The 12,810-nt window shown below is 35.8% G+C and carries 10 protein-coding genes; 6 read left to right on the top strand and 4 right to left on the bottom strand.

All coding sequences use genetic code 11. The features are described from left to right. Positions 1 to 1,480, top strand: a 1,480-nt coding sequence (locus Q0L68_RS09595; protein ID WP_296702200.1) for a PD-(D/E)XK nuclease family protein, incomplete at its 5' end; no start/stop codon positions are given. A 3-nt stretch (positions 1,481 to 1,483) separates the two neighbouring features. Here Q0L68_RS09595 and Q0L68_RS09600 read toward each other — a convergent pair. From Q0L68_RS09600 to Q0L68_RS09610, 3 genes are all read right to left on the bottom strand, one after another. After that, a complete protein-coding gene (locus tag Q0L68_RS09600) occupies positions 1,484 to 2,101 on the bottom strand; it encodes a hypothetical protein (RefSeq protein WP_296702203.1) in 618 nt (205 codons plus the stop codon). A gap of 10 nt (positions 2,102 to 2,111) precedes the next feature. Then, positions 2,112 to 3,362 carry a hypothetical protein gene (locus Q0L68_RS09605; RefSeq protein WP_296702206.1) on the bottom strand — a complete coding sequence of 417 codons (1,251 nt, stop codon included), beginning with the start codon at positions 3,360 to 3,362 and terminating at the stop codon, positions 2,112 to 2,114. A 407-nt stretch (positions 3,363 to 3,769) separates the two neighbouring features. Further along, the gene (locus Q0L68_RS09610; RefSeq protein ID WP_296702208.1) at positions 3,770 to 4,222 is read right to left on the bottom strand and encodes a YciI family protein; all 453 of its coding nucleotides are present in this window, start codon (positions 4,220 to 4,222) and stop codon (positions 3,770 to 3,772) included. Positions 4,223 to 5,436: 1,214 nt separating this feature from the next. On the opposite strand from Q0L68_RS09610, the gene Q0L68_RS09615 reads away from it, so the two are divergent. From Q0L68_RS09615 to Q0L68_RS09630, 4 genes are all read left to right on the top strand, one after another. Then, positions 5,437 to 5,802: a response regulator gene (locus tag Q0L68_RS09615; protein WP_296702210.1), complete on the top strand. Its 366-nt coding sequence runs from the start codon at positions 5,437 to 5,439 to the stop codon at positions 5,800 to 5,802. A 338-nt stretch (positions 5,803 to 6,140) separates the two neighbouring features. Continuing rightward, a complete protein-coding gene (locus Q0L68_RS09620) occupies positions 6,141 to 6,935 on the top strand; it encodes an ABC transporter permease (RefSeq protein WP_296702212.1) in 795 nt (264 codons plus the stop codon). 3 nt (positions 6,936 to 6,938) lie between these two features. After that, positions 6,939 to 7,691: an ATP-binding cassette domain-containing protein gene (locus Q0L68_RS09625; RefSeq protein WP_296702214.1), complete on the top strand. Its 753-nt coding sequence runs from the start codon at positions 6,939 to 6,941 to the stop codon at positions 7,689 to 7,691. Next, positions 7,688 to 8,668, top strand: a complete 981-nt coding sequence (locus Q0L68_RS09630; RefSeq protein ID WP_296702216.1) for an MlaD family protein — start codon at positions 7,688 to 7,690, stop codon at positions 8,666 to 8,668. Before Q0L68_RS09625 ends, Q0L68_RS09630 begins: the two co-directional genes overlap by 4 nt. A gap of 24 nt (positions 8,669 to 8,692) precedes the next feature. Here Q0L68_RS09630 and Q0L68_RS09635 read toward each other — a convergent pair whose 3' ends face one another. Further along, a complete protein-coding gene (locus tag Q0L68_RS09635) occupies positions 8,693 to 9,751 on the bottom strand; it encodes an endonuclease/exonuclease/phosphatase family protein (protein ID WP_296702219.1) in 1,059 nt (352 codons plus the stop codon). Positions 9,752 to 9,910: 159 nt separating this feature from the next. On the opposite strand from Q0L68_RS09635, the gene acnA reads away from it, so the two are divergent. Further along, a complete protein-coding gene (gene acnA / locus Q0L68_RS09640) occupies positions 9,911 to 12,685 on the top strand; it encodes an aconitate hydratase AcnA (protein WP_296702222.1) in 2,775 nt (924 codons plus the stop codon). Positions 12,686 to 12,810: the final 125 nt, after the last annotated feature.

Here is a 12,810-nt window from a genome sequence, read left to right on the forward strand (position 1 = left end):
ATGCTTTAAGCAGCTGACGCGATTGCGAGAGATTTTTGCTGGGCAAGAAATTCTTAGGATCAATCGGGAGTTCTTCATTAGACTTTTTCGTCAGGTTTTCAGAGAGGTAAAGTTGCCATTTGAAGGGGAGCCACTTCAAGGATTACAAATTATGGGTGTGTTGGAATCCAGAAATCTTGACTTCAAGCGCGTGATCATTTGTAATATGAATGAAGATAGTTTTCCGCCTTCCGCTGGACTGAATTCTATGATTCCTTTTAATATTCGAAAAGCCTTTGGCTTGCCGGTACAGGAGCAGAATGACTCTATTTATGCCTATACTTTCTATAGACTTTTGCATAGTGCGGAGGAAGTTCATATGATTTACACTACTGCTTCAGATCAGGGAAAAGCTGGAGAAAAGAGTCGCTACATTCAACAAATGGGGGTGGAGCTTGGAAGAGAAATGGAGGAGGAAGTTGTATTTATACCAATTGATCAGAAATCTTCAGAAGCGATTACCATCCAAAAAGACGGGGAAGTTTTGGGTTTGCTGGATAAGTATTTGATAGATGAGAATGGTCAATCAAAGACTTCTTTTTCACCTTCAGCTCTAAGTGTCTTCTTGGATTGTAGGCTGAAATTCTATCTTCAATACCTAGCTAATATTCAGGAAAAGCAGGAAGTAAGTGAGGAGATTGATGCGGCTGTTTTTGGGAATCTTGCTCACTTGAGCATGGAGATTTTGTATCAGGATTTTGCGAAGCGAAAAAAAAGAAACTTGCTTGAAAAGTCTGATTTTGAAGAGTTGAGTAAGGCTTGGGTATTTCCGGCAATTGAAAAAGCCATTCGTCAGTTTTATCATTTGGAGGGAGAAGCTGACACAAAGCTTAATGGACAAATGGCAATAGCACGAGATGTGCTTCAAAAGTATTTACACCAGATTTTGAAAATCGATGAGGCTTCGACTCCATTCAAGTTGATTTCTCTTGAAAAAGAGAAGAGATATACCGCAGGATTATCAATCGAAACTTCTGAAGGCGAACAAACGGTATCTCTAAAGGGGATAATTGACCGAGTGGATGAGCACAATGGCTCTGTGAGACTTATTGATTATAAATCTGGCCAGGATAATAAGACTTTTCCTGATGTTAATTCCCTTTTTGATCGAGAGCATAAGACAAGGAATAAAGCAGTGATGCAGACTATGTTCTATGGTTTGATCTATCAGGAAACTAATCCACAGAACACTTTGCCTCTTAAACCCGCGATTTTCAATCTTCGGGAAATGTTTGGCGATGATTTCAATCCATACTTGCAGTTCAAATTACCTAGAAAAGAAGGAGCTGTGGTAAATGATTACCGGCAATTTGAAGAGGAATACAAGACAGGATTGAAGGCACTTTTGGAGGATATATATAATCCTGAAATCCCTTTTGACCAAACTGAGGATGTGAAGAAATGCGAATATTGTCCTTACAGGGAGATTTGTGGAAGGTAGTTTTTAAAACATAATTCCAGTACGGAATACAAAACTTCGAAACAATAAGTTATTTTCTGTCAAAGAACTAAATCCTGGAGGAAGAAGCTCATTTGGAATTGTTTGTGAGCCTGGTTGAATAAAGGTTCCCCAGAATTGTGAAATTTGTTGACGTTTGTATGCGAAACTGAAGGAAAGTGCAGATTTTCCTTTTTTGGCTGGAAGGCTTATTCCAAGCGAAGGACTTACTAAAAAACCTCCCTCATACCAGCTTTTGTTCCATTCATCTTTAACCTTTTTCTCCAATACTGCAGAACCTCCTCCCAAATCAAACCCCGCAAATATTTTTGGTTTTCCTGATTTTCCCATAAATCCCCGCCAACCCAAAGCAAAAGGAATAACAGATATTTCATCATATTGATCAAAACCTGTAGAAAACCCGACTACATGATTTTTGGATATGCGTGCACCATGGAAAGTCAAAAAACTGACATCCATTCTTTTTTCACGGTTTCCATCCCATTGCTCTAAACCCTTGCCATACAAAAAACCAAGTTCGGTTTGATTAAAATATAGCTTTTCCTGAGCCAGACTTTGAGCTGAGAAAATTAAAAAACAAAAGAATAGAAGTTTAGTTTTCAAAACATTTGTCTCAATAAACATTAACTGGATTGCTTACTTTTATACAGCTGAGTTTTTTTAATTTAGAAGGGTTGCTATAATCAAATTGGCAAACCCCATCAGGACCAATTACAATCAAAGAATTGGGGCCAGGGATCAAATCCACCGATTTTAGGTTGGTCAAAAATTCTAATTGGTTTTGATCAATTGACATTACATCACTTACGTTAAAACTTTTTAATCCGTGTACTCCCTCTGCTATATATAAGAAATCTCCGGCTAAGCCCAAGCCATGTGGATTGAGCATGGAATAAGCTTTTTTAAGCTTAGGTTGATAGGGGTCTTCAATGTCAATTACTTGAAGCTCATTCACACCATTCCAGCAGGACGTTCCATTTCTAAGGGTTACAAAGGCATAATCTTCATTAACCACAACTGGGTCGCAAGCTTGTATATGCTCATACAAGGCCATTCGAGTGGGGGAGCTAGGAGTGCTTGCATCATAAATATGCATTCCGTTATTGGATCCTATAAATAACTTATCTTGAAAAGGGAAAATGGTTTCTATTCCCCATCCTAGATCGATTGGTTTTACAAAAGTGGGATCAGCGGGAGTTTCAACATCAAAAACACGTAAGGTAGACTCATCAACGGCGTAAAGATGTTGATTGGAGAGCGTGAATCTCGCCATGGATCCACCAGTTCCATAACTTTGGGCCGCTGCTGAAAAGTTGGCCGAAAAACTCATTCTTGCATCCATCAACCAACCACTTTCCCTTTGCCAAGTAGGATTTTCAGTAGAAATTACGGTGTCTTGAAAAGTAATAATCTCACCTGTATCGTGGCTATACATATGAGTAAATACGTCTTCTACCCTTTTAATCAACTTGATATCTCCAATTTTACTAATATCAAATGCCAAAAGATCCACATAATTATCAGCATATAATATGCTGCCATTAACTGCCATATCGACATTTCCTTCAATCGGAATGAAGCTTAAGTTAATGGGATTGGAGGGATTTGAATTGTCAAGGATATGAATTCCTTTGGTTGGTTCATTGATAAAAAGATAATTTTCGTAAATGTAGATTTTACCAGGATTGTCCAATGGTTTGGCAGGCTCAGTAGTAAAAACCCTTGCCCTTACATCACTCATTTCCAGGTAGATGGGCATCATTGTCCGATAGGTGTAAGTTGTAGTGATATCGTCATGGCAGGACGATAAAACCCAAATTGACAAGAAGAAAAGAAAAGCCTTGAAAGTATAGATAGATTTCATGCTACTGATTTTTTAGTAAAAATAAAAACGTACATGCTAGAGACGAAACTGAATTTTGATTCGCAACAATTAAAAAATAAAATATGATTATGCGCAATGATGCCAGTTACCATATTTTCTTTGCTTCTCAGGTTGGAAGACCGATGACGTCCCGATAGTTATCCGGGAGACCGAAGCGGCTTTAATACCAGTGTTTACCATATATTAAGTCAATTTGGGTTTTTTCTGTTGCAATTAAGGATATCCATAAAATAAAAAAACTAAATTTAAAGTTGGATTTTTAATACTTACCAGAAACTTTTTAAAAGTTAAAACCTAGTCACTTAGATGTTTTTTCTTTGGGTTTTAGTTTGGAGCTAAAAAAGCAGAATTTCAATGTTTTATCAATCTCATAAAACAATAATGTTTTAAATAATTTCCTTTGCCACTTTCGAATGCAGCTCATTCATCATCATCAAAGCAGCTGAACCATACCATTCTTTCAATTCCATTTTTAAAACACCAGCCTGAATAGACGGGTCGGTTTCAGTTAATGATTTTGCTTCATCAATACTTTCTACAGCAAAAAAGTAAAGCCCTCTGAGCTCTTCATTTCCGAAAAAAGGACCTGCCATAACCAGTTTTCCTTCTTCAGCCATTCGATTGATATTGGCTAGGTGACTTTCTTGGAGCTTTGATCTCTCTGCTTCTGAGTAATCCGCAACTTTATCGCCTCGATATAGGAATGCAATTACATATTTTTTCATGCCATACTGATCAGCTCCGAGTTCCTCAGCCAATTTTGGATCATATTCTGTTTGGGCAAATGAAAATTGTATAGAAATCAAAATCAGTGAAAAGAGTAAAATAAGATTTTTCATAGGAGATAAGAAGTTTATAAATCAAGGATAAGGTTTTGCTTTTTGGAATTGACACCCTATTTGATCTCTAGAGTCTTTATATAAGTTTCGTGTTAAAAAAGTTCAATTGCAAATTTATAAAGCAATCAGAGCTTTAGAAATTTTTTTGAATTGGAAATTAACATACACCATATGACCATGTAGAAAATAATTAAGTGTTTAGCTTAGAAGTTGCTATCTAGAAGGTGAAATAAAGGTTCCAAAACAGTAGCTATTGAAACCCCAAAAACGGGATTGATTTTCTCCTTTCGGGAATAGAAAATTTTTTTTGAGATTGACTAAATCATATATTTTAATTTGCAATCGGGGAGTCTTCTTTCAAACATTTTATTCCCATTGGAAATTATATTTTGTAGATGGACTTAAGGAAAAAGCTAAGTCTTAAAACCAACAATAAAACCCCGAATCATATTTCTAAAGTGACGTTTTTTGTTGCTGAAAACCTTTACTTCCACCGGTTAATTCAAGCCTCTTTTTTTCGTCTTTTTATGTACAAGATTTTAACCTCTTGAATGATTGTTTTAAGTTTATTTTGAACTCATTTCGAAAATCGAATTAAGAGAGTTTTGGAAGCTAAAGAGTTATCTTTAAAACTCTACATTATTTCATGTTTAAGCATTCATAGGTAGCTAACCTTTTCATCCACTAAAGAAATCTAACTCGTTTTTTAAATAGGGGAGGGTACTGTGAAAATTGACTCGGATCCCTTGTTCCTTTCTTTTGTATCGCTTTAAATTGGGATATCAAGAGTATGACGAATTAATGAGAAGAACCTTTAAGACAAAGAAGGTGATCCCAATCTCCATCGAATTAGTACTTAAAAGAGAAATTAAATTTGGAACAATATCTGCTAGACTTTTATGTAAAACCTATTTATTGAGGACTATTAATAACTTTATGTGAATTTTATTAAATATCTGATTTATATATTTTTATGACTGTTTTAGATTTGCCATAATTTGGTTAGGCTAAAAAAATTAGATTAGACTAAAAATATAGAATCTCTTGATTTTTTAATTTGATAATTGATATTCAATCCTTATGGGGAAAATCCAGATAAGAAAAATTTTGAATTTGATTTGTTATCTCAATGAATTGGAATTGGCTTAGATTTATAGATATTTGAAATGAAGTTATTTAGTAACTTTTACCAAATTAAGTAAATGACCCAATCAATGAATAAGCGAATTATTTCAATTGATGATGATAAGATTCAACACTTTTTGATCAAAAAAAGAATTCAATTTATCCAACCTTCTGCAGAATTTTTTCCGTTTGAAAATCCCCTACTTGCATTAGAATGGTTAAGTGAGAATCCCTCTGATTTGATCTTTATGGATTTGAATTTTCCTGAAATTTCTGGATGGGATTTATTAGAAAAATTGGGCGAAATTTCTGATTCTCCAGTAGTAGTTTTAACTGGAAACATAGGGCCTGAAGAAATTGAAAAAATAAAAATTTTTCCGCAAGCAATTCGGCTTTTTGAGAAGCCAATTTCAAATGATCATCTTTCAGAGATTTTTCAATTTTTGAATTTCTGAAATAGAAATTCATACTAAAATAAATGTCTTTATTGGATGATAAATTATCCATAAATTCATTTAGATCTTTGAAAAGATCAAGAATTATTTTTGGCAAGGAATTTGAATTTTTTTGCCTAGAGTTATTCTTAATTTCAGAATAATTGATCACTGATAAAATGAAGAATATTTAGCACATTCATACTAATTTCTGTTAGACCTTTTAAAAAAACGAATTAGGTTTGTTGGGTAGTTAAATTGAATGATTTAACCTTTTACAAGTATTAATATCCAATTTGGCAGCAATAGCCAAAAGCCTTTGGAGATTTTTACTTAATTTCAAGCGTTTAAATTAACCTATGGCTGAAGAAGCAGACAGAAAGCCCTTGCTTTCTAAGAAAATTGATAATTTTTTTTCAGGTCTAGCAAGTGCCTGGAGTTTTGTGAGCCGGTTCTTCAAGGAAGTGTTTTTACCTCCTTATGAACTGAAAGAAGTTGTGCATCAATGTTATCGTATTGGTGTAGAGTCTTTGCCACTTATTTCTCTTACAGGATTTATCGTAGGTATAGTATTTACAAACCAGTCGAGACCTTCTCTTTCAGAATTTGGTGCGACCTCATGGTTGCCTTCTTTGATTTCTATAGCCGTGGTTAGAGCCATGGGGCCATTAGTTACCGCTTTGATTGCCGCTGGGAAAATGGGTTCCAGTATTGGTGCTGAAATAGGTTCTATGAAAGTAACGGAGCAGATTGATGCGATGGAAGTTTCAGCTACCAATCCATTTAAATTTCTTGTCGTAACCCGAGTATTGGCTACAACTTTTATGATACCCATTTTAGTAATGTATACTGACTTTGTTGCATTGATGGGATCATTTTTGAGTGTTAATGCTAATGAAATGGTTAGTATGACTACATTTTTTGTTCAGGTATTTGAATCGATAAGTTTTTTAGATATTACTTCCTCAGTTTTAAAATCGCTACTGTTTGGTTTTACTATCGGAATTGTGGGATGTTATAAGGGATATAATTCTTCAAAAGGAACAGAAGGAGTGGGGCGAGCTGCAAATTCTGCAGTAGTAATGGCCATGTTTTTGATATTTATTGAAGAGCTTTTGGTTCTTCAAATTGTGAATGCAATCCGAATGATGTAGACCATGGAAGAAAAAGTAGTAGAAATACAGGGTTTAAAAAAGTCTTTTGGAGATTTGGACGTCCTAAAGGGAGTTGATTTGGATTTGCATAAAGGTGAAAATCTAGTAGTACTTGGCAAATCCGGTTCTGGAAAATCCGTCTTAATTAAGATTATGGTAGGCTTGCTAAAGCAAGATGAGGGATCTATGCGTGTACTTGGTGAGGAAGTATCTACTTTAAATACTAGGGCCTTGAATGCGTTTAGACTTAAAATAGGCTTTTCATTTCAAAACTCCGCTCTTTATGATAGTATGACTGTAAGAGAGAATATGGAGTTCCCTTTGGTGAGGAATGTAAAAAATCTTACTAGAGGAGAAATCACCAAGAAAATAGAGGAATTGCTTGATAGTGTAGGCCTTCCTCAATCGATTAATCAAATGCCATCAGAATTATCTGGTGGTCAGAAAAAGAGAATTGGAGTTGCGCGAACTTTGATTTTGAATCCCGAAATCATGTTGTATGACGAGCCTACAGCAGGTCTAGATCCGATTACTTGCATGGATATCAATAATTTGATTGTTCAGGTAAGAGAACAATACAATACCTCGTCCATTGTGATTACCCACGATCTTACCTGTGCAAAAGTCACTGGAGATCGTCAGGCTGTATTATTAGATGGACAATTCAAAGCAATAGGTAGCTTTGATGAAGTTTTTGCCCATGCGAAAGATGGGCGAGTTAAATCATTTTACGATTATAATTTTATCGATACATGAAAGGTGAAAATAAACGCAACGTCTTAGTAGGCATTTTTGTATTTATCGGGATTGCTATATTAGTAGCCGGTATTTTGACCTTAGGTGGCCAGCAAAAGAAATTTGTAAAAGCAATCCATTTAAGAGCTGTCTTTGATGATATCGGTGGATTGCAGTCAGGGAATAATGTATGGTTCTCTGGGGTCAAAATTGGGACCGTGAGAAAAATCAACTTCTATGGAGATTCCCAAGTGGAAATAGAAATGAATGTTGAAGAAGAGGTTGTTGAATTTATTCGAAAAGACTCTAAGGCTACCATCAGTTCTGATGGTTTAATAGGTAATAAAATCATTGTCATATACGGAGGAACGACGATGGCTCCTCCCGTTGTTGATGGAGACAGGTTAGAGTCTGTCATGCCATTAGATACGGATCAAATGATGGAAACTCTCCAGGTAAATAATGAAAACTTGGTTGAAATCACCAATGATTTGAAAATACTTACAAGCAAATTAGCGGCAGGAGAAGGAATAGTAGGTTCGGTTTTAACTGATTCTACCTTAGCAGAAAGTTTCAAATCAATTATTTCCAACTTGAACAGAGCCTCAGTTAATAGCAATAGAATGCTAACTGATTTAAATTCATTTACTGCTAAATTGAACCAAGAAGGTAATCTTTTCAATGACTTGGTTACCGATACTACCATGGCCACAGAAATGAGAGAAACAATGGGAAGTTTGAAAGCGGCAGCAGAAAACTCTGAGAAGATGACTGAGGAACTGACAACTCTCACTGAAAAGTTTAATTCAAAGGATAACTCAATAGGAGTACTGTTGAATGATGAGGAATTTGCTAAAAATCTAAAACAGACTATGGTCAATACGGATTCTGCAACTTATAATTTAAATCGTGGTTTGGAAGCTTTGGAATATACTTGGCCATTTAAAAAAGGGTTTAAGAGGAAAGCGAAGGCTGAAGAAGCTGCAAAAAATAATTAATCAAAGGTCCTTTTGGACCTTTTTTTATGGATTTTCCTTTTTTCCATTTTCTATTTTTTCTTCAGCTTCTTTTTTGTCTCCTCTTTTTAAATTTAACTGCTCCGTAGTTTTTTCTGGTCTCAGAGATGCTTTTATACTGATGGGTAAGTGATCAGAACCAATTCCTGGCATGACTTCAAGTTCACTTAAGCCGAAATGTTTACTCAAGAAAATATGATCTAAAGGCCACCTCATTAGAGGAACTTTTGCATGGAAAGTATTGAATAACCCTCTTCCTCTTCTAGGATCAGCCATTTCTGATATTTTGAGAAACAACTCCGTCGTATAACTCCAGGCAACATCATTCAAATCACCTATGACCATAGAAGGATTTAAATTGTTTTTTACTTTTTTTCCTACTATCAATATCTCCGCATCACGTTCGGTGCTTTTTGCATTTTCTGAAGGAACAGGAGGAGTAGGATGAATAGCGTAGATAGTCACTATCTTCCCATTTCTGAGTTTTACTTCTAATTCTATTGAGGGAATTTCATCATCGATTAAATAATCTATATGGTGATTGATGATATCTAGTCTACAATATAAAGCCATTCCATAGGTGTTATCTTTCGGAATTAGAATTCTGTTTGGATAACTTTCATGAATTGAATTTATTCTATCCACCCAATTTTTATCCGTCTCTACCAAGAAAACTAGATCAGGATTGATTCTGTTGATCAATGAAACTGCTTTGTTATAGGATTTATTAAACTGAAGTACATTCCCAACTAACACATGAATTCCATTTTCTTTTTCATAAGGAACAGAGTCAATCATTTTTTTACCTAGGCTAGTAAATGTTTTTACTTTCAAAAATAGGTGCAGTGAGGAAATACTTAGAATTCCTAGCCAAATCCATTTTTCATTTGGATTTTGACCAAAGTCTATGGTTATCCAGAAGATTGCGCATATAAGTATTAAAACCAGTTTTTGTAGCTGAGGGTAATCAAAAACCCTGATCCACCAGTAATCCCACTTGATAAAAGGAATTAGAGTTGCAATTATTAAAAAGGCACTAAAAAACCGCAAAATATAAATAGGCATGTACTTTGGAATTTAAAAAGAAGTAATATATCCAAGAAACCATAAAAAATGAGCTAATTCTTATTCAATTCGTAAATAGAACGATGTTTTAGGAATTCTCTAATTAATATTTTGGTTAAATATTGGTAGGCTTTTCATTTAAACAAAATCATTTTTATTATGAATCAAGATACATTTCATATTAAGTCAACTTTAAAAACTGAATCTGGAAACTTTGAATATTGGAGTTTGGACAAGCTTCAACAAGCTGGACATTCCATCAAGAAATTACCATTTTCAATTCGGATTTTGTTAGAGAATGCACTTCGGAATTTTGATGATTTTTCTATTACAAAAGATCATTTAAACACACTTTTAAACTGGAAGCCTGAGGCTTCAGATCTTGACATTCCATTCAAACCAGCCCGAGTATTAATGCAGGATTTCACGGGAGTTCCTGCAGTAGTTGATATCGCATCTTTACGCTCTGAAGCAAAGCGAAAAGGTAAAAATCCTGAGCTGATCAACCCTTTGATTCCAGTAGATCTTGTAATTGATCACTCGGTTCAAGTAGATTATTTTGGGACAAATTATAGTTATCAAAAAAATGTAGAAGTTGAATATGAGCGAAATTCAGAACGGTATCAATTTTTAAAATGGGCTCAAAAATCCTTTGATAATTTTTCAGTTGTTCCACCTGGTATGGGGATTTGTCATCAGGTAAACCTTGAATACTTAGCACAGGGAGTAATTTTGAGAGATGGGAAAGTCTTTCCTGATACATTGGTAGGAACAGATTCTCATACACCTATGGTCAATGGAATTGGCGTAGTAGGATGGGGAGTTGGAGGTATTGAGGCAGAGGCAGCCTTACTTGGTCAGCCAATATTTTTCATCATGCCTGAGGTAGTAGGATTGAAATTAACAGGAAAACTTCCAGCCGGTACTACTGCGACAGATATGGTTTTAACTATTACCGAACTTCTGAGGAATCATGGAGTTGTCGGTAAATTTGTAGAAGTATTTGGTCCGGGCTTAGATCACTTGACTGTTCCGGATAGAGCTACGATCTCTAATATGTCCCCAGAGTTTGGTTGTACAGTTTCATATTTTCCAATAGATGATCGGACACTAGATTACATGACTAAAACCAACCGAAGTAAAGACCAGATTAAGTTGGTAGAAGATTACTGTAAGGCTAATTTATTATGGAGGCAGGATGAGGATTTAATTGTTTATTCATCGGTTGTTGAATTGGATTTAGGCACAGTAGAAGCTACTGTTTCAGGTCCAAAAAGGCCTCAGGATAAAATCTTGGTAAGAAACTTTAAACCAAAATTTGAGGAATTATTAGATTCCGTTCACGGGCGTAAATACATTCCTATTGAAAATAGGGAGGAAGCTAGGATGCTTGCTGAAGGGGGAGCTCAAGCCCCAAAACATGCAAAAAAATCCCCACCAAGTGTTGCCTTCAAAACCGAGGTGAAAAATGGTTTGAAATCAGTGACTATTGATTTAAACTATGAAAAATTTACAATTTATGACGGTTCCATAGTAATTGCTGCCATTACATCCTGTACAAATACATCCAATCCTGCAGTGATGCTAGGAGCTGGATTAGTTGCCAAAAAAGCCATTGAAAAAGGATTGGATGTGAAACCTTGGGTTAAGACATCTTTAGCTCCCGGATCCAAAGTAGTCACTGATTATCTAAATAAAGCTGGTTTACTTGATGAACTTGAAGCACTGAAATTCCACACCGTTGGGTATGGATGTACTTCCTGTATCGGAAATTCTGGGCCGTTGCCAAATCATATTGCGAAAGCAGTGGAAGAAAATGATTTAGTTGTGGCATCAGTGCTATCAGGAAATAGAAACTTTGAAGCAAGAGTTCACCCTCAGGTAAAAATGAATTATTTGATGTCGCCTATGCTTGTGGTGGTTTATGCTTTGGCAGGTAGGGTTGATATGGATCTTTACAATGAGCCTATCGGTTATGACCCAAATCAGGAGGCCGTCTATCTAAAAGATATCTGGCCTACTACCGCTGAAATCGATGAGATTTCCAGGAAGGTTTTGAGTCCAGATGACTACGCAAAAAATTATGGGGAGATTTTCGAAGGAAATGAAATCTGGAAAAATTTAAAGTCTGGAGAAGGTTCAATTTATCCTTGGGATGAAAAGAGTACTTATATCAAAGAAGCTCCTTTCTTTAAAAATATTTCAATGAACTTAGAAAGACCTAAGGATATTAAAGATGCAAGGGTTTTGCTCAAACTTGGGGATTCAATAACTACCGATCATATTTCACCGGCAGGTTCATTTAAGCAGGATTCACCAGCTGGAAAATATTTGGTAGGAAGAGGGGTGCAACGACCTGATTTCAATTCCTATGGTTCAAGAAGAGGGAATGATGAAGTGATGGTAAGAGGAACGTTCGCTAACGTGAGAATCAAGAACCAGCTTTCAGTTCAGGAGGGTGGATTTACCAAATATATTCCTGAAGACAAGGAAATGTCTGTTTTCGAAGCTTCCCAAAAGTATCAGGAATCAGGAACTCCTTTGATTGTTTTGGCAGGAAAAGAATATGGTTCGGGATCCTCCAGGGATTGGGCGGCAAAAGGCACGAACCTGCTTGGTATCAAAGCTGTGGTAGCCGAAAGTTACGAGAGGATCCACAGAAGTAATCTGGTCGGAATGGGAGTTTTGCCTCTTCAGTTTAATACAGGCGAAAGTTCTGAAAGCCTTGGTTTGACTGGTTTTGAATCCTTTAATATTGAAGGAATAGAATATGGATTAAAACCAGGGCAAAGTTTTGAAGTAAAAGCCGTCGATAAGAATGGGAATAAAAAGGAATTTACTGTGAAATCCAGGTTGGATTCAGAAGTGGAAATTGCCTATTACCAACATGGTGGAATTCTTAATTATGTTTTAAGAGATTTCTTGAAGGATTAAGAGAGTAGGAACGTAGAAGACCGGAGACAAAAGACTGCTTTGAGAATTTCCTGAAAGTAAAACCCGTCAGAAATGGCGGGTTTTTTTAGCCCAAGGCAAATCGAATTGGAATTTTAAATTTAGAT

Source organism: Algoriphagus sp., assembly GCF_024642405.1.
Classification (GTDB): Bacteria; Bacteroidota; Bacteroidia; order Cytophagales; family Cyclobacteriaceae; genus Algoriphagus.

What these genes read in the sequence shown, in the direction of transcription:
- Q0L68_RS09610 (WP_296702208.1), bottom strand. Translation starts at nt 4,222, where the DNA reads ATGAAAAATCTTATTTTACTCTTTTCACTGATTTTGATTTCTATACAA.
- Q0L68_RS09630 (WP_296702216.1), top strand. Translation starts at nt 7,688, where the DNA reads ATGAAAGGTGAAAATAAACGCAACGTCTTAGTAGGCATTTTTGTATTT.
- Q0L68_RS09605 (WP_296702206.1), bottom strand. Translation starts at nt 3,362, where the DNA reads ATGAAATCTATCTATACTTTCAAGGCTTTTCTTTTCTTCTTGTCAATT.
- Q0L68_RS09620 (WP_296702212.1), top strand. Translation starts at nt 6,141, where the DNA reads ATGGCTGAAGAAGCAGACAGAAAGCCCTTGCTTTCTAAGAAAATTGAT.
- acnA (WP_296702222.1), top strand. Translation starts at nt 9,911, where the DNA reads ATGAATCAAGATACATTTCATATTAAGTCAACTTTAAAAACTGAATCT.
- Q0L68_RS09615 (WP_296702210.1), top strand. Translation starts at nt 5,437, where the DNA reads ATGAATAAGCGAATTATTTCAATTGATGATGATAAGATTCAACACTTT.
- Q0L68_RS09625 (WP_296702214.1), top strand. Translation starts at nt 6,939, where the DNA reads ATGGAAGAAAAAGTAGTAGAAATACAGGGTTTAAAAAAGTCTTTTGGA.
- Q0L68_RS09635 (WP_296702219.1), bottom strand. Translation starts at nt 9,751, where the DNA reads ATGCCTATTTATATTTTGCGGTTTTTTAGTGCCTTTTTAATAATTGCA.